This is a genomic window from Pararhodobacter sp. CCB-MM2 (assembly GCF_001691415.1).
Lineage (GTDB): Bacteria > Pseudomonadota > Alphaproteobacteria > Rhodobacterales > Rhodobacteraceae > Pararhodobacter.
The window spans coordinates 393,056-409,134 of the sequence record NZ_LRRR01000002.1; the positions used below are offsets into that span (position 1 = coordinate 393,056).

Below are 16,079 nucleotides of genomic sequence, written 5' to 3' on the forward strand. Positions count from 1 at the left end.
GCGGCTGTTGGCCTATTCTTGCGGCAAGACAGGAGATGCCGATGTATTTGCCGAACCCCCTCCCCCTCCACCGCGAGCCGCTGACACCGGAGGATGCCACCCTCCTCGGGACAGAGGCCGCGGCCGAGGTCAGCCGTTTCCTCGCCCTGCGCGATGGAGGCGCGACGCCGCTGCACGCCCTGCCCGCCTTGGCCCGTGAACTGGGCCTCGGGATGCTGCATCTGAAGGACGAAGGCCAGCGTCTGGGGCTGGGTAGTTTCAAGGCGCTCGGCGGGGCCTATGCGGTGATGCGGCTGGTGCAGGAGGCCGCCGAGGCCGAACTCGGCCGCCCGGTCGCGCCCGACGAACTGCTCTCGCCCGAGATAAGCGCCATTGCACAGGGGCTGACCTTCGCCTGCGCCACGGACGGCAACCACGGCCGGTCTGTTGCACAGGGCGCACAACTGGTCGGCGCTTCGTCGGTGATTTTCGTGCATTCCGGCGTCAGCCAAGGCCGGATCGACGCCATCGCGAGTTTCGGCGCCCGGATCATCCGGGTCGAGGGCAACTACGACGAGTCCGTTGCCGAAGCCGCCCGCGTCGCCGAGGCCGAGGGATGGACCGTGTTGTCAGATACCTCCTGGCCCGGCTATGAGCGCATTCCGGGGCTAGTGATGCAGGGCTACACCGCCCTCGTGACTGAGGCACTGGCGCAACTGCCCGAGCCGCCCACGCATGTCTTCCTGCAAGCCGGCGTCGGCGGTTTCGCGGCGGCGGTGGCGGGGCATCTGGCCGTCCGTCTGGGCGAGGCCCGGCCGCATGTCACCGTGGTCGAACCCGAACGCGCCGCCTGCCTGTTGGCCAGCGCGCAGGCCGGTCGCGCGGTCAAGGTGGCCGAAGGTGCGGCGACGGTGATGGCGATGCTTGAATGCTACGAGCCCTCGCTCAGCGCGTTTCGGATTCTCGAACGCGTGGCCGATGGCTTCATGGACCTGCCCGAGGACGCGGCCCCCGCCGTCATGCGTCGCCTCGCGCGGCCCCTGCCCGGCGACCCCGCCGTGGTGGCGGGCGAAAGCGGTGGAGTCGGGCTGGCCGGGGTCATCGCGGTGCTGCAGGACCCCGCGCTTGCCGCGCGCATTGGCCTCGGGGCAAAGGCGCGGGTGCTGGTCATCAATACCGAGGGCGCAACCGACCCCGCCGTCTATGAACGCCTGACCGGCCTCGCGCCGAAGGCCGTGCGGGAGGGCGCGGCATGAGCGACCTGCAAACCCTGATGACCCATTGGCGCCGCGACCTGCATCGCCATCCCGAATTCGGCTTCGAAGAACAGCGTACCGCCCGCTTCGTCGCGGAGACGCTGCGCCGGTTCGGGCTTGAGGTCACCGAGGGGATCGGCGGCACCGGCGTGGTCGGCACGCTCCGGCGCGGCGGCTCGAACCGGGCGATCGGCTTGCGCGCCGACATGGACGCCCTGCGCATCCCCGAGGTGCCGGGGCGCGACTGGGCCTCGACCAATCCCGGCGCGATGCATGCCTGCGGGCATGACGGGCATGTCGCGATGCTGCTTGGTGCGGCGAAGACACTGGCCGAGGACGGAGGGTTCGACGGGACGATCCACCTGATCTTCCAGCCGGCCGAGGAATGGGGCCAAGGCGCGTTGGCGATGATCCGCGACGGGCTCTTCGACCGCTTCCCGATGGACGAGATCTACGGCCTTCACAACGCGCCCGGCCTGCCCGTCGGCCATCTGGAAACCCGCGCCGGCGCCCTCATGTCGGCCGAGGACATCTTCGAGATCACGCTCACCGGCCTTGGCGGTCATGCCGCCCGGCCCCATGCCACGCGCGAGGTGATGACTCCCGCCTGCGCGCTGGTGCTGGACCTGCAGAGCATCGTCGCGCGGAAACTCGATCCCGCGGATGTGGCGGTGGTTTCGGTGACGGAACTGCTGACCGACGGCACCCGCAACGCCCTGCCCGGAACGGCCCGAGTCCTCGGCGATGCGCGCAGCTTCCGCCCCGAGGTTTCGGCCCGGATCGAAGCCGAGATGCGCCGGATCGCGGCCGGTCTGGCCCAACAGCACGACCTACAGGCCGAGGTCCGCTATGCCCGCGAATTCGTGCCGCTGGTGAATGACGCAGCCCTGAGCGAGGCGGTGCTCGAGGCCGCCGCGCCCGTCTCGCAGGGTGTCCACACCATGCCCGCGCCGATGACCGCGTCCGAGGATTTCGCGCAGCTCCTCGCCCATGTGCCCGGCTGCTTCGCCTTCATCGGCAACGGCGAGGGCTCCGCTCCGCTTCACAACCCCGCCTACGATTTCAACGACGCGGCGCTGATGCATGGCACGCAGGTCCATGTCGCCATCGCCCGGGCTCGGCTGCCTTTGGCCTAGGCGTCAGGCAAAGCTGCGGATCGTCGCCAGGGTGCCGCGCAGCGCCTCGCCTTCAGCATCGCCAAGGGCCGCCGTGATCAGACGGCGCGCCCAGTCGGCGGCATCCGCCCGGCCCTCGACCAGCGCCATGCCTTTGAGCACGAGGTCGAACTTGCCAAGCCCCCGACTGTGGGTGTCGGAATAGCCTTTGATCAGCCGGCGCGCGATCAGCGTCTGCACCGCGAGGTCGTAATCCTGCGCGAGCCGCCCGTCCGCCAAGGCGAGCCACGCCTCGCGGTGCTGAGTCTCGGTCTCGTCGCGCCACAGGCGCCGCCGCCAAGGCCGCATCCCGGCCAGCGCGTGCAGCATGAGAAACGCGGGCAGTCGGTCGCTGCGATAGCGTCGACCCTTGTTCACCGCCCGGTCGAGCCAGTGCGACAGACGCGGCGAGGTCTCGACCCGTCGGCCAAGGCCGCGCGGCATCAACCCGCAGATCTCGGCCCCGCGCGGATGCATGTATTCGGTGACCGCCAGCACATCGCCGGGACTGGCCTGCGCCTGCGCGCCGACGCGACCAAAGCGGGCCGCGCGGGTTTTCAGATCGGCGACGCGGATGATGTCGTCATAGCACAAAGCATTGGCGAGATGCTTGGCCAGCGCGGTGGCATAGGCCCAGTCGCGGGCCGCGCTGTCCTTGGCGACCGCCGCCTCGACCCGGTCGAGATAGGCGGCACCATAGGCCAGATCCTGATAATCGACGACCTTCTCTAGCCCCGGCCCGGCGAGAGCGCGCACCGGCTCGGGCAAGGCCGCCAGCCGCGCGGTGAGGGCCTGATAGCGGCGCTGCAGGGCCTCGGGGCCGCGGATCGCCGGGCGCGGCGGTTCTGCGGTCGCGGCATGCGGCGGCTCGCCTTTCTGCGCGCCGTCATAGGCGCGGGCGAAGGCCATGAGGCTGGCCTGCACGCCGCGACCGGAGCCACGGACCACCGCCTCGAACGCCTCGCGCGGGAAGGGTAGCACACCCGATCCGGCCAGCGCGCCCAGAAGGCATGCGGTGATATGGCTGCCCGTCTCCTGCGCCATGCGCTGCAGATCGAGGGCGACGCAGCGGTTGGCCGCGGCCTCCAGAGCGTCCATCACCGGCGCGCCTTCCAAGCGGCCATCACCCGGCACCAGCTTTTCCGAAATCGCCAGCACGCGGTGGGTCGAGGCGATCAGCGTCGTGCGCAGGGGCGTGACGAAGCCGCGGGTCACGGCGCGGCCGGCCTCCATCAGCTCGGCGGCGATGACGATGTCCAGATCGCCCGGCGCCGGCATCAGCGCGAAGACCGGCGCGCCGCCGCGATCGGGCGCCATCTCGATGTAGTAGACCGTGGCCCCGGTGCGCTGCGCCACGCCGGGCACCGAAGTGCTCTGCGCGCGGTAGCCGTTGGCCTCGGCCAGTTCGACGATCCAGTCGGTGAGCTGACCACCCCCCTGCCCTCCCACCGCGAGGATGGCGAGGGTGATGAGCCCGTCGGCATCGGGCTGGAAATTGGTCAGGGACAGGGGATGTTCGGTCATCGGACGGCTTTCAGCTCAGGATCAGGCGGCGGGCGGCGCGGCGGCGTTGCAGCGCGGCGATCAGGCGGGCGGAGTGGCGGGCGATCCAGGCCTCGGCCCGGCCCGGATTGTGCACGAGGTCGACCTGATAGAAGGACGGGCACAGCACCGCCGCATCCGCGACCTCGCCGCAATTGCCGCAACCGACGCAGCTTTCGTCGATCGAGGCGACCGGATCATCGCGCAGGGGATCATCGAGCGCCTTCATCGTCAGCGACGGACAGCCCGAAAGCCGCATGCAGGCGTGATCGCCGGTGCAGACATCCTCATCAACGCCGAATTTCGGCACCACGGTGCGTTTGCCCTCCTTGATCGCGGCATTGCGCTGCGGGCGTTCCCGCCGCTGGCGGTTCAGCATGCATTCGGACGAGGCGATGATCACCTTGGGCCCGGTCTCGGGCGTGGTCAGGGCCTCGGTCAGCGTGTCGCGCACCTTGGTCACGTCATAGGTCCGGTCGATCTCGCGCACCCATTTGACGCCGACGCCGCGCACCGCGCCGGCGATGGAATTGTCGGTGATCTTCGAGCGGTTCTCGGCCCGCGAGGACAGGATGTCCTGCCCGCCGGTGGCCGCGGTGTAGTAATTGTCGACGATGACGATCACGCCGTCCGAATTGTTGTAGACGGCGTTGCCGATCGAGCTGGCGAGGCCGTTGTGCCAGAAGCCGCCGTCGCCGATGACCGAGATCGGCCGCCGCTCGCCGCCGCCATCAAAGGCCCCGTTCGACGCAGGCCCAAGGCCGAAGCCCATCGTCGTGCCCCCCAGATCGAAGGGCGGCAGGATCGAGAACAGGTGGCAACCGATATCGCAGGCGATCTGATGCGGGCCGATCTGCTGATCGACGATCTTCATCGCTGCGAAGATCGGCCGTTCGGGACAGCCGGTGCAGAAGCTCGGCGTGCGCAGCGGCACATGCGGCGTGAGGTCGGGCAGCGGCGGGCGGGCCGTGTCGTTGGGCGCGCGGTGGCGCGGATCGGCGGCAGCGATGCCGTGTTCGGACAGGAAGCCGGTCAGCCCCTCCAGCATCACCGAGGGCTGGTATTCGCCCGCCATCGGCAGATGCCCCTTGCCCTGCACCCGCGTCGGCAGCCCGGCGCGATGGACCATATGGGCGAGCGATTGCTCGATGTAATTGGGTTGGCCCTCCTCGATCACCAGCACGGCATCCTTGCCGGCGCAGAAGGACAGGAACTCGGCCTCGGCCAGCGGATAGGTCACGTTCAGCACATAGAGCGGGATGCGGCTGTTGCCCTGCAGATCGGCCAACCCCAGCCGGCGCAGCGCGCGCAGCACGGTGTTGTACATGCCGCCTTGCAGGACAAGGCCGACCTTGCCCTCGGCGGGGCCCATGATTTCGTTCAGACCATTCGCCTCGATGAACTCGACGGCGCGGGGCCAGCGTTTCGAGACCTTCTCCTGCTCGTGCCGGAAGGCGAAGGGCGGCATCGCCAGCCGCTCGGTCGAGCGGCGCGGGGCCTTCAGCGCCTCGGCCACCGACAACGGCGGACGCTGGTTGTCGCGGGCTTCGAAGGCGCCGTGAACATGGCAGGCGCGGATGCGCAGCTGCAGGATCACCGGGGTCTCGGTCGCCTCGGACAGCGCGAAGCCGTCGCGCACGGCCTTGGTCATCGACGGCAAGTTCGGCCGCGGGTCCAGAAGCCAGACCTGCGACTTCATCGCGAAGGCGTGGCTGCGCTCCTGCATGATGGCCGAGCCTTCGCCGTAATCCTCGCCGACGATCATCATCGCGCCCCCGGTCACCCCGCCCGAAGCGAGGTTGGCCAGCGCGTCCGAGGCGACGTTGACGCCGACCGGCCCTTTGAAGGCCACCGCTCCGCGGATCGGGTAATGCACCGAAGCCGCCAGCATCGCCGTCGCCGCGGCCTCGGAGGCATTGGCCTCGAACCGGACGCCCAATTCGCCGAGGATGTCCTGCGCATCGGCCAGCACATCCATCAGATGGCTGATCGGCGCGCCCTGATAGCCCCCGACGTAACCCACGCCGCATTCCAGCAGCGCCTTGGTGATGCCGAGGATCCCCTCGCCGCGGAACTCCTGTCCGGCGCCGATCCTGAGCTGTTCGACTTCCTTGGCAAATGATCGTTCGGCCATGGCGGGCTCCTTTCAGATCAGCGCGAGAACATGAGGTCCGGCAGCCACAGCGCGGACCCGGGCCAGACCACGATCAGCGCGAGAACGGCCAGCTGGATGCCGAGAAACGGCAGGACGGAGAGGGTGATGCGGCCGAGCGTGATCTCGGGCGGGGCCACGCCCTTCATCACGAACAACAGCAGGCCGAAGGGCGGGGTGATCAGCGCGATCTCCAGACACAGCAGGTACACGAGGCCCAGCCAGATCAGATCGACCCCCACCGCCTGCGCCATCGGGATGAAGAAGGGCAGGCTGATCATCATCATCGACACCTGATCGATGAAGCAGCCGAGCACGAGCAGCACCGCGACGACGATCAGGATCACCTGCAGCGGCGTCAGCTCCAGCGCGGTGAGGATGCGCAGAAGACCCGAGGCCGCGCCGGAAAACGCGAGGATCTGCGAGAAAGTGGTCGAGCCGACGATGATGAACAGCAGCATCCCCGAGATCTTGGCCGCCTGCATCACCGAATGGGCGAGGTTTGCCCAGCTCAGCCGGCGGTACAGCAGTGCCGCGAGGACCGAGGCCGCCACCCCCACCGCCGCCGATTCCGTCGGCGTGGCGATCCCGCCGAGCAGGCTGCCGACCACCGCAAGGAAGATGCCGAAAAGCGGTACCACATCACGCAGGAAGGGCCAGAGGCGTCGGCCGAGGCTCTCGCCGGTTGCCATGGTGTCCGGGGCCTTCGCATCGCCGCCCATCATCGAGCGGACGATGATATAGGCCACGAACAGCAAAGCCATGATCAGCGCGGGCACGATGCCGGCGATCAGCAGTTCGGAGATCGACATGCGGGCCAGACTGCCCAGCAGCACCGCCAGCGCTGAGGGCGGGATCAGGATGGCGATGCCGCCGACCGCGACGATCGGGCCGATCGCCAGCTGCGGCGCATAGCCCTGCCGCAGCATCTGCGGCAGAAGCGTGCTGCCCAGCATCGCGGTATTCGCCATCGACGAACCCGAAAGCGCGGCGAACATCGTCCCCGAGACCACCGAGACGATCGGCATCCGCCCCGGCACGCGCCGGATCAGCCGCTCGACCGCGGCGATGGCGGCGCCGGCCATGCCGGTGTGCAGCATCACCTCGCCCATCAGAATGAACATCGGGATCGGCGCCAGCGAGTAGTTCTGCAAGGATTGCACCCCGTTGCGGACCATGAGCCCGAGGCCCGAGAAGCCGCCGAGAAACAGCATCCCACCGAGGATGTTCACGCTGAGAAACACCAGCGCCACCGGTAGCCCGGTCATCATCAGCGCGGTCGCCAGCCCCAGAAGGAGCGTCAGTGCCCAGTACCATTCCATTGCCGGTCCTCAGATCGCCGCGCGTTCGTCGCCCCGCCGCGCTCCGGCCGCGCGCAGCATCAGCTCGATGCAGAGGGCGACGAAGCAATAGGGGACCACGGTGAGGATCCACCATTCGGGGATCACGAAGGCGCGGATGAACAGCGTGCCCCGCTGCGCCGCGCTCAGAAGCTCGTCCACGGCGAGCCAGCCGAGGAAGCCGCACAGCAGCGCTCCCCAGCCCCAAGCTAGTCTTTCGACAATTCCCGAAATTCTAGCAGGAAGCAGGTGCAGGACGATGTCCACCCGCACATGGGCCCCTTTCGCCAGCACCCAGGGCGCCAGCAGGAAGGTCGACAGCACCAGCCCCAGCTCCACGGCATCGACATGCCAGGCGAAGACTCTCCAGCCGACCATCCGGCCCAGCACCGCCCCCGCCGTCACCGCGACCGAAAGCGCCAGGATCAGGGCGCCGATCACGGCGGCGCCCTTCAGGATGGCATCATGCAGCCGAAGCAACGGGGTCACCGTCACTGCGTGGCCTCAGGGGCCAGAAGCGCCCGCAGCTCGGTGACATGCTCAGGCTGCAGGCGTTCCAGCTCCGCCCAGCCCGCGTCCGAGGCGCGGCGCAGGAATTCAGCCCGCTGCTCGCCCTCCAAGGTGATGACCTGCACCCCAGCATCGGCCTGACGCTGCAGCTCCTCGGCCTGCAGATCGACCAGCACACCCCCCTGCCCTTCGATCCAGATCCCGGCGTCGGTCAGGCATTCCTGCGCCGCCGCATCGAGGCCGTTCCAGCGATCGAGGTTGATCAGAACGTTGGTGTCCGAGCGGTAGAAGGCAGGCTCGACCCGGTAGCGGATGTGTTGGTCCCAGCCCTGATCGAACAGCCCGAGGCTGGTCCAACCGAGCCCCTGCACCACGCCCCGCTCCAGAGCCGGATAGACCTCGGCCGGCGGGATCTGCACGGTGGTCGCACCCAGGTCCTCGAAGAAGGCGCGATAGACCGGCGCGATGCGCAGGGTGACGCCGGTCAGATCCAGCGGATTCGCCTCTTCGGTCAGATAGAGGTGGAACGGAATGTCCTCTGACGTGCGCGCCAGATACCACGCGTTCATGCGCTCGTTGTGGATCTGGTTCAGCAGCTCCCAGCCACCATTCTCGCGCTGTTCGGCCACCGTGTTCGTGGACAGCCGGATCGCCGAGGCATCGGGCGCAACCGAGGTGTAGAAGCTCTGCGAGCTGAAGCCAACATCGACCACGCCCCTGCGCACGGCCTCGCCCAACTCGAAGGTCGGGATGGCTTCCGGGCCACCGACCAGCTGTAGCGAGACACTGTCGGTGCAGGTCTCGTTCACATGATCGATGAAGGCGGTGAGCGGGATATTCTGCATGGTCCCCTGTGGGAACGCGGTCACCACGCGCAAACTGGTCTGCGCGAAAGCGGGCATGGCGAACAGGCACGCAGCCGTCGCGAATGCGAACGTCGTCTTCATGGTATCCTCCCTGTGGCTACCCATCACGAAAAATACTGAGCTGGCTCCCCTCCAGACATCGGTACGGTGATAGGGCTAGGCGCTTTGATCCGTGCAATCGTCATATTTTGCGGGATGCGCCCCCTCAGACTTCCAGTGAGACCGGGAATATGCCAATGCTGATATCAGTCGAACCCATGCCGTTTTGTTATGAGCTTCAATCACCGCCACCTCACGGCCTTCGTCCATGTCGCCACGCTGCACAGCCTCGGGCGGGCCGCCGAGCAGATGCACATCACCCAACCCGCGCTTAGCCGGATCATCCGGAATCTTGAGGACACCGTTGGCGCGCCGCTGTTCGAGCGCCACCCGACGGGCATGGTGCTGACCGTGCATGGGCAGGCTTTCCTCCCCCGCGCCGAATTGCTGCTGGCCGATTGGGAAGCGGTGATGGAGGAGCAGCGCAGCCTCTCGACCCTGACCACAGGCACCTTGCGGATCGGCTGCGTGGCGGGCGCGGTGAACCCCTATCTGAAGCGCGCGATGGCCGAGATGCTGGAGCGTCATCCGGGTCTGAAGATCACCGTCCTAGACGCCATCGAAGACCGGCTGATCGACGGGCTGATCGCGGGCCAGATCGACCTTGCCATCGGCAGTGACATTGACGGCGCGCGCCGAGTGAATGTCCGCCAGCAGCACTTCGCCTATGACGCCTGGCACCTGTTCCTGCGGCCGGGACATCCGCTGCTTGAGCACCCTGCCCCGGTTCTGGAAGACCTCGTCGCCTATCGCTGGGTGATGGTGCCCGACGAGAGCATCGCTTCGGCCCATCTGCGGATGGTGTTCCGTAAGCGTGGGTTGCCGCCCCCAGATTACGTCGTCTCGACCCGGTCGATTACCGTCGCCGTTGCATCCGTCGACATGGCTGATTACGTCACCTTGATGCCGGAATCACTGCTACGAAGTGAAGTGGCGTTGGGGCAGTTGATCCGGCTGCCGATGCCCGAATTGGAATGGACACGAGAGCTGTTCCTGTATCGGCGCGACAAGGGTTCCTTGCCGCCCGCGGCCAGGGAATTCCTGTCGATCCTTGAGGCGAACATTGAGGGCCGGCGCTGACGCGGAGTTCACAGCTGTGAACTTTCGCCCGTCCTCCATGAGTTCACAGCTGTGAACTCTCTGACCCCTCATGCCGCTCGCCGCAGCAACGCCATCACCATCGGACCCGAGGAGAAACTGCCTTCGCTCGCTTTCCTCGCCAAGGTTCGAAGATAGCCGCCGGGAGAGCGGAGATCAGAGAAGCGTTCCAACATGGCCAAGAGGACAATCGCCGCTTCCTCGGCGCCGAGCGCGCGTTTCGCTTCCTCCCATGTCGGGGCGGTAATCCCCATCATCGGGCGGACTGCTTCGGCGGTTCTGGTGAGGTCGTGCCAGTGGCGGATCGGGCGATCGGCATAGGTCGCCGCTTCGGGGCAAGCGCTGACCACAAGGCGCAAGGGCACGCGCGGCCCCACGTTTCCATCCAGTGCGTCGGACTGCTCAAGGCGGGTGGGTGTCACGGGCACGTCCTCATGGCCCTGTTCAGATTCAGAAAGATCTTTATTTGAATCCTGTAGGTGGCGCTCATTCTCGGCGGCGCTGGTGCTCAAATCGGCTGTTTCATCGTGAGCTTCCGGTACGATTTCCACAGGGCTCAGGGCGTCGCGCGCTGCATCCAGGGCATCGTCCAGCTCAGCCTGAAGCGCCGCGAGTTGATCGGCATCCAGCTTTCTCCGGAGCAGCCTGGCCGCTTGCGACGCGAGGGCGGTCAGCTCACTCCAAAGGGGCGTCTCACCTTGTTCCTGACAACCCCAGTCCGACAATCCTGCGAGGTCGCGGCGCATCAGGCTGACTGTCTCGCGGAGGCGCTTCAGATGGTCACGGTCGGCGCGGATCCGGTCGGCCTCGGCACGGAAGGCATCGAACTGGCGGGCGAGGGGGCGGAGGTCGAAGCCGAAGGCCTCGGCGCCACGACGGGCGTAGCGTTTGCCGTTCGGGCTGTCGCGGCGGTCAATGACGCCCGCGGCGACAAGGCGCGCCAGATGCCGGCGCATGGTCGATAGCGGCATCCCGTTCAAACGGGTGCACAGCGCGGCGTTCGACGGGAAGACGATCAGGTGATCGCCCTCCAGCGGCGTCCGGGGGAAGAAGCTGAGCAAGGCCTGCAACACGCCCATATCGCGGTCGCTGAGATCCCAGCTTTGCCGCGCCTCGGACAGCTCACGCAGGGCGTCCCATTTGCTGACGGCCTTGGCCTCAGGGTCGGGGGCAGGGGGTGCGGATAGGGGTTCAGCTGCCAGCGCACGGTTCACCAGCGCAGCATCCATCATTCGCCGGAACGGCGTTACGGGTTGGTAGCCCATTTTTCCATCACGAAGACAATAAAATTCCGCGCCGCGAATCACTCAGGACTTGCGGAGAAACTGCGAGACGACTACCTTGAAGGTGCTAAAGACAAAGTCGGGGTCTCGTGGAGTGAAAGCTTTGCGGGACCTTTTCTATTGCCGGGTTCGTGCCTCCTGTTTTTCGTTGAAAGATTGGGTGAAAGGGGTCAGCCCTGCTGCTTCCAGCGGGCGTAAAGGTCTTGCAGGACGTCCTGCGCCTGCGCGTCCAGCCAATCCGCGAAATCCGAATCAGCAGGGTTGAGGTCCAGCCGCACCCCGGTCTTGGTGCGTTTCACCTGGCCGGCACGGGCACCGTTCAGATGCAACGTGCGCGCGGCTTCTCCCGTCTTCGGCGGCTTGGGGAGCAGACGATGCAATTCGCGTGCAACGCCGTCGAACGTCACGACGGAGGCATCCGGGGCCGGGGCAGCATCCGGGCTTTGCGCGGCGGCGATCTCCTCCAGAACGGCGGCCTCTCGTGTGGCCTGCGCGCGCTCGATCAGGCCGGAGAGGTCCGGCTTCGTGGCCGCCAGATCGGCGACCAGCGCTTCCCAGCGGGGGCGGCCGATACCATGCGCCGGACCGATCGCCTGGGCCAGTTCCGGCCCGACCGCACGCGCGACCGAGATCGCCATCGACACGGCAGATTTCGAGATGTTCAACACCTCGGCGATCTGCACCTGCGTGCCAAACCCTTGATCCAACAGCTGAGTCGCGAACAGCGCGCGCTCGATGAAGCTGAGGTCGCGCCGTCCGGTATTCTCGGAAATCTGGGTCCGCAGGGCCGAATCGTCGTCCAAGCTGGCGATCAACGCGCGCACCTTGGTGACACTGTTCGAACTACGGATCGCTGCCAGCCGCCGTCCGCCATAGACCAGCAGGTAGCGGTCCGCCGCCGAAGGGTCGCGCCGCACGAGGATCGGCACGCTCTGGCCGTTTACCTCGATGGAGCGGCGCAGATCCTCGACATCCGAGGCGTCCAGTCGGTCGCGCGGGCGGTCGTCGGTGATCTGTTCGGGGTCCAACTCCCATATGCGGTGCGAATCAACGGCATCGCGGGCCGAGCGCAGCGCCCGGTTCGTGGACATCATGCTGCCGGCCGCGTTGGGGCTGCCCGTCGGTGCGCCGGCACCCATGCCGGCCGCGGCCAGCGAGTCCAGCATGCTCATGCGCTTCTTTTTACTGTCGGTCATCAGCGGCCCCAGGTTTTCTGGATCAGGTCGGCGATCTCGTCGTTGACGGCGTTCAGGCTCTCGATGGCGCGGTCGTAGGTGGTGCGGGTGAAAGCGCTGCGCTCGACCTCGTAGAGGGTCTGCTTGGTCAGGCCAGCATCCGAAATCGCGGTGGATTTCAGCATTGGCGCGTTCAGCACCTTGTCGCCGTACATCGTGCGCAGGAAGGCGACGATGCGGTTTTGCGGCGCGTCGGTGGGCTCGTAGCGGGTGAGCAGATAGCGCATCCAGTCATGCGACATGTCCGCGCCCGATTCGGCGATCACGTCCATCAAATCCGCGGTCATCCGCAGGAACTGGCTCATCGACATGACGTCCAGCATCTCAGGGTGGATGGTGACCAGAACCCCGGTCGCGGCAGAAAGCGCCGACATCGTCAGGAAGCCCAACTGCGGCGGGCAGTCGATGACCACCACGTCGTAATCGCCATCGACCTGCGACAGCGCCTCTTTCACGCGGAAGAAGAACAGTCCGGCATTCCCCTGCGCCAGCGCGCGGGGGGTGTCATGCTCGAATTCCATCAGCTCCAGATTGCCCGGTATCAGGTCGAGATTGGGCAGATAGGTCTTCCGGATGACCTCGGCGATGGGGCAGGGGTCGTCATAGCGGATCGCGTCATAAAGCGTGCCGCCGTCCTTCAGGTCCAACTCAGGCTGCACGCCATAAAGCGCGGTGAGCGAGGCCTGCGGGTCGAGGTCGATGGCCAGCACGCGGTAACCCTTCAGGGCCAGACGTTGTGCCAGATGGGCCGAGCTGGTGGTCTTGCCGGAGCCGCCCTTGAAGTTCATCACGCCGATGATCTGCAGATGATCGCCTTCACGACGGCCGGGAAGGTAATCGCCGGGTTTGCGTGCGGTTTTCTCCAGCATCACCCGCAGCGCCTGCAGATCCTCGACGGAATAGAGGCGGCGGTTGCCGGGTGTCAGCTCGGGCGAGGGGCCCTTGCCGTCGAGGCTGAGCTTGCGCAGGTAGGAATCGTTCACGCCCAGCAAGGTCGCCGCCTCGCCGGAGGTGAACTTGCGCATCTGCTTCGACGCATCAGGCGGAAACAGGCTTTCGCGCTGGTTATGCAATTGCGCCGCCAGCCATTCGGAATGCTGGCGGATAACGGTGTTCAGGTCGTCTTGATGTGCCATACTGCTTTTGCCCTCGGGGTCCGTTCCGACATCTGCTCGCGTCGTGTTCACGGAATTTGGCGTTTGATCGCGCTTTTTCGTGACTATTGCCCGTCACACTCCCATGGCGCAAGGCTTTTTCCACATTTTGTGGTGTCACGGCGCTGTTTCACCGCTCGTTGGGGCGAGACCGAGGCCGATTTTGCGTCTGCTCGAGGGCTTTGCAGGGCGCGCAGCGGCCCCTTTGTCCGAATCGGACGCGGGTCAATCGCCCAGAAGATCCGTTGCCGGGTTCTCGGAGATCTCGACATCCGCGTAGTATTTCTGTGCCTGAAGCGCGGATCGGTGCAGCGATAGCTTCATCGCGGCGGCCAATGGGGCGCCGTCCAGCGCCGCCTGTGTCAGGAAGCCCGCGCGCAGGCCATGCGGGGTGGCGTAATCCTCGGGCAGGCCGGCGAGCGACAGGCGATGGCGCAGGATGACCCGCATCGCGTCGGGTGCCAGCCGCCGCTTGAGGACACGATCCGCGCGCGATACCGGCCGGAACAGGGGCCCCGAAGTGAGGCCTGTCACCTCCAGCCAATGCATCAACGCGCGGGCGGCGGGGCCTTTCAGCGGCAAGCGGGGGGCGTCGGCCTTTCGGGTGGTCTTGGTTTCCAGCAGCCGCAGCCAGACGAGCCCGCGCGCCTCGAACTCGGCCAGCGAGAGGTCGCTCACGTCGAGCGCTGTGACTTCGGATCGACGCCGCCCGCCGGACGCGAACGCGAGGCTCAACATCGCGCGGTCCCGGATGCCGCGATGGCTGTCGTCGCAGGTGCCCAGAAGGGCCGTGAGCACGTCGCGCGTTACGGGGCGGGGCGATTTGGGCACCCGTGGCGCGGCATTGGCGCGGCGGGCCTTCTGCCGTGCCTGTGCCACCAGTGGTGCGGCGAAAGGCGATGGCAGGTTCCGCATCCGGTGAAACGCCTGCCAACTGGCGATTCGGCGATCCAGCGTCGAGGGGGCAGGGGCCGTGAGCGCACGGCGCAGTCCCATCGCAATCAGCGCATCGGCCACGGCACGGGCGGGGCCGGACTGTGTGCTCAGATCCTCGGCATGGTGGAGGATGAAGCGGAGGGCGACGGCTTCGTCCTCGGGCCAGGTCAGAGGGGTGCCGAACGCGGCCTGCTTCCACGCGGTGATATAGAGGAGGTCGCGTTCCCAGGCGCGCAGGGTGTTGGCGGGTGTCCCGCGGCGAAACAGGTCGCTGAGCGCCTGTTCATCGGCGTCGGACAGCTGGTGATGATGGGGCAGGGGGAGGGTCATCTTGCCGTCTCGTCGGGGTGAGTTATACTCTTAGTGTAGGCGTATGAAGAGGGAGCCGTCATGGCCCGTGTGAAAGTCAACCTGACCCTCGATTCCGAGGTGGCGCAAAGCGCGCGGGCCTTGGGCTTGAACATGTCCCGGCTGGCCGAAGCCGCCATCGCCGAGGCCACGCGGGTCGAGCGTAACCGCCGATGGCGCCGCGAGAATGCGGCATCGCTGCAAGCCTATGCGCGCGAGGTCGAGGAAGAGGGCCTGCCGCTGAGCGAATACCGCAGCTTCTGATGGCGCAGTTCGACCTGTACCGATTGTCGGGCGGCCAGTTGGTGGTCGATCTGCAGACCGACCTGATCGGCATTGACGCCTCGCGCATCGTGGCACCGCTGCGTGAGGCCGAGCGATATGCCGCCTTTCCGGGCCTCACCCCCGTGGTCGAATTCGGCGACACCCGTTGGGTCGTGCGCATACAGGAGCTTGCAGCCGTTCCGGGGCGCGAGCTGCGCAACCGTGTCGGCACCCTTTCCGCGCATCGTGACGCGCTGAAACGTGCGCTGGATATCCTGATCGACGGCATCTGACCTCCGGTTCGCAGGCGATCTTGCGCGGTGGGGCGTCAGTTTTCAAGAGTCATGATAAGGCGGACTTATCATGAGTCATTGAGCTGGGCACCGGAAGCAAGTGTAGTGCGCAATTCAATGCCTTTATGCGCAGTAATGTGGTAAGCTCATTCACTGAACGGCAACTTCGCGCAGGAGAACTTGCCAATGACCGTGGTGTTAGAACGCCGCGACCCCACCGAGAACGTCTTCCGCTATTACCGGCTGGAGGTGGAACGTGACCTGTTCGGCACATGGTGCCTCATCCGTTGCTGGGGGCGGATCGGAACCATGGGTCAAAGCAAGATCCAGGCATTCGACAGCCGTGAACGGGCGGAGGCCCTTTGCCATCGCATCGCGGCACGCAAGCGCAAGCGGGGCTACTGGACGAAGACCGACGGGCCCTGACCGGCATCGATTGGCGGTTCAACTGCGGCATCAGGGCGGGTTCTCTTCAGAACAGCACCAAGGATGTATGCTTGGATGCTGGTCACCGGGGCCACGGCCTCTACATCGCTTCGGGCGGGGCGTGACCTGACGCGGCACGGCTTG

General features: G+C 66.5%; 15 protein-coding genes. 6 read left to right on the plus strand and 9 right to left on the minus strand.

Features of this window, described 5'->3' with window-relative positions; genetic code table 11:
• The first annotated feature begins 41 nt into the window (after positions 1-41).
• Together BCY78_RS04660 and BCY78_RS04665 are read left to right on the plus strand one after the other, a co-directional pair.
• Positions 42-1,235: a diaminopropionate ammonia-lyase gene (locus BCY78_RS04660; protein ID WP_068298509.1), complete on the plus strand. Its 1,194-nt coding sequence runs from the start codon at positions 42-44 to the stop codon at positions 1,233-1,235.
• A complete protein-coding gene (locus tag BCY78_RS04665) occupies positions 1,232-2,371 on the plus strand; it encodes an amidohydrolase (RefSeq protein WP_068298513.1) in 1,140 nt (379 codons plus the stop codon). The genes BCY78_RS04660 and BCY78_RS04665 overlap by 4 nt, the downstream gene beginning before the upstream one ends.
• 3 nt (positions 2,372-2,374) lie before the next feature.
• Here the strand turns inward: BCY78_RS04665 and BCY78_RS04670 are convergent, their stop codons facing one another.
• Genes BCY78_RS04670 through dctP form a run of 5 tightly spaced genes read right to left on the minus strand, consistent with a single transcriptional unit; the run spans position 2,375 to position 8,880 of the window.
• Positions 2,375-3,913, minus strand: a complete 1,539-nt coding sequence (locus BCY78_RS04670) for an indolepyruvate oxidoreductase subunit beta family protein (protein WP_068298516.1) — start codon at positions 3,911-3,913, stop codon at positions 2,375-2,377.
• Between the two features lie 10 nt (positions 3,914-3,923).
• A complete protein-coding gene (locus tag BCY78_RS04675) occupies positions 3,924-6,065 on the minus strand; it encodes an indolepyruvate ferredoxin oxidoreductase subunit alpha (protein ID WP_068298519.1) in 2,142 nt (713 codons plus the stop codon).
• 17 nt (positions 6,066-6,082) lie between these two features.
• Positions 6,083-7,405 (minus strand): TRAP transporter large permease subunit, encoded by a 1,323-nt coding sequence (locus tag BCY78_RS04680; RefSeq protein ID WP_068298521.1) that lies wholly within the window; start codon positions 7,403-7,405, stop codon positions 6,083-6,085.
• Between the two features lie 9 nt (positions 7,406-7,414).
• Positions 7,415-7,912, minus strand: a complete 498-nt coding sequence (locus BCY78_RS04685) for a TRAP transporter small permease (protein WP_139103081.1) — start codon at positions 7,910-7,912, stop codon at positions 7,415-7,417.
• A 2-nt stretch (positions 7,913-7,914) separates the two neighbouring features.
• Entirely contained in the window at positions 7,915-8,880 is a 966-nt protein-coding gene (gene dctP, locus BCY78_RS04690; RefSeq protein WP_068298523.1) for a TRAP transporter substrate-binding protein DctP, read from the minus strand.
• A 189-nt stretch (positions 8,881-9,069) separates the two neighbouring features.
• Between dctP and BCY78_RS04695 the strand changes: the two genes are divergently transcribed.
• Positions 9,070-9,978 carry a LysR family transcriptional regulator gene (locus tag BCY78_RS04695; protein ID WP_068298525.1) on the plus strand — a complete coding sequence of 303 codons (909 nt, stop codon included), beginning with the start codon at positions 9,070-9,072 and terminating at the stop codon, positions 9,976-9,978.
• A gap of 68 nt (positions 9,979-10,046) precedes the next feature.
• Here BCY78_RS04695 and repC read toward each other — a convergent pair whose 3' ends face one another.
• From repC to BCY78_RS04715, 4 genes are all read right to left on the minus strand, one after another.
• Positions 10,047-11,261 (minus strand): plasmid replication protein RepC, encoded by a 1,215-nt coding sequence (gene repC, locus BCY78_RS04700; protein ID WP_068298528.1) that lies wholly within the window; start codon positions 11,259-11,261, stop codon positions 10,047-10,049.
• A 188-nt stretch (positions 11,262-11,449) separates the two neighbouring features.
• Complete coding sequence (repB, locus tag BCY78_RS04705) at positions 11,450-12,475, minus strand: plasmid partitioning protein RepB (protein ID WP_068298531.1); 1,026 nt, start codon at positions 12,473-12,475, stop codon at positions 11,450-11,452.
• Positions 12,475-13,650, minus strand: a complete 1,176-nt coding sequence (gene repA / locus BCY78_RS04710) for a plasmid partitioning protein RepA (protein WP_068298534.1) — start codon at positions 13,648-13,650, stop codon at positions 12,475-12,477. The genes repB and repA overlap by 1 nt, the downstream gene beginning before the upstream one ends.
• A gap of 243 nt (positions 13,651-13,893) precedes the next feature.
• The gene (locus BCY78_RS04715; RefSeq protein WP_068298535.1) at positions 13,894-14,934 is read right to left on the minus strand and encodes a tyrosine-type recombinase/integrase; all 1,041 of its coding nucleotides are present in this window, start codon (positions 14,932-14,934) and stop codon (positions 13,894-13,896) included.
• 60 nt (positions 14,935-14,994) lie between these two features.
• Between BCY78_RS04715 and BCY78_RS04720 the strand changes: the two genes are divergently transcribed.
• The 3 genes from BCY78_RS04720 (at position 14,995) to BCY78_RS04730 (ending at position 15,935) form a co-directional block, all read left to right on the plus strand.
• A complete protein-coding gene (locus BCY78_RS04720; protein ID WP_068298538.1) occupies positions 14,995-15,216 on the plus strand; it encodes a type II toxin-antitoxin system CcdA family antitoxin in 222 nt (73 codons plus the stop codon).
• On the plus strand, positions 15,216-15,509 hold the full coding sequence (locus BCY78_RS04725; RefSeq protein ID WP_068298541.1) for a CcdB family protein: 294 nt from the start codon (positions 15,216-15,218) through the stop codon (positions 15,507-15,509). Before BCY78_RS04720 ends, BCY78_RS04725 begins: the two co-directional genes overlap by 1 nt.
• A 186-nt stretch (positions 15,510-15,695) precedes the next feature.
• Positions 15,696-15,935 (plus strand): WGR domain-containing protein, encoded by a 240-nt coding sequence (locus BCY78_RS04730; RefSeq protein WP_068298543.1) that lies wholly within the window; start codon positions 15,696-15,698, stop codon positions 15,933-15,935.
• Positions 15,936-16,079 lie beyond the last annotated feature (144 nt).

What these genes read in the sequence shown, in the direction of transcription:
- repB (WP_068298531.1), bottom strand. Translation starts at nt 12,475, where the DNA reads ATGACCGACAGTAAAAAGAAGCGCATGAGCATGCTGGACTCGCTGGCC.
- BCY78_RS04695 (WP_068298525.1), top strand. Translation starts at nt 9,070, where the DNA reads ATGAGCTTCAATCACCGCCACCTCACGGCCTTCGTCCATGTCGCCACG.
- repA (WP_068298534.1), bottom strand. Translation starts at nt 13,650, where the DNA reads ATGGCACATCAAGACGACCTGAACACCGTTATCCGCCAGCATTCCGAA.
- BCY78_RS04730 (WP_068298543.1), top strand. Translation starts at nt 15,696, where the DNA reads ATGACCGTGGTGTTAGAACGCCGCGACCCCACCGAGAACGTCTTCCGC.
- dctP (WP_068298523.1), bottom strand. Translation starts at nt 8,880, where the DNA reads ATGAAGACGACGTTCGCATTCGCGACGGCTGCGTGCCTGTTCGCCATG.
- repC (WP_068298528.1), bottom strand. Translation starts at nt 11,261, where the DNA reads ATGGGCTACCAACCCGTAACGCCGTTCCGGCGAATGATGGATGCTGCG.
- BCY78_RS04715 (WP_068298535.1), bottom strand. Translation starts at nt 14,934, where the DNA reads ATGACCCTCCCCCTGCCCCATCATCACCAGCTGTCCGACGCCGATGAA.
- BCY78_RS04720 (WP_068298538.1), top strand. Translation starts at nt 14,995, where the DNA reads ATGGCCCGTGTGAAAGTCAACCTGACCCTCGATTCCGAGGTGGCGCAA.
- BCY78_RS04665 (WP_068298513.1), top strand. Translation starts at nt 1,232, where the DNA reads ATGAGCGACCTGCAAACCCTGATGACCCATTGGCGCCGCGACCTGCAT.
- BCY78_RS04670 (WP_068298516.1), bottom strand. Translation starts at nt 3,913, where the DNA reads ATGACCGAACATCCCCTGTCCCTGACCAATTTCCAGCCCGATGCCGAC.
- BCY78_RS04680 (WP_068298521.1), bottom strand. Translation starts at nt 7,405, where the DNA reads ATGGAATGGTACTGGGCACTGACGCTCCTTCTGGGGCTGGCGACCGCG.
- BCY78_RS04660 (WP_068298509.1), top strand. Translation starts at nt 42, where the DNA reads ATGTATTTGCCGAACCCCCTCCCCCTCCACCGCGAGCCGCTGACACCG.
- BCY78_RS04725 (WP_068298541.1), top strand. Translation starts at nt 15,216, where the DNA reads ATGGCGCAGTTCGACCTGTACCGATTGTCGGGCGGCCAGTTGGTGGTC.
- BCY78_RS04675 (WP_068298519.1), bottom strand. Translation starts at nt 6,065, where the DNA reads ATGGCCGAACGATCATTTGCCAAGGAAGTCGAACAGCTCAGGATCGGC.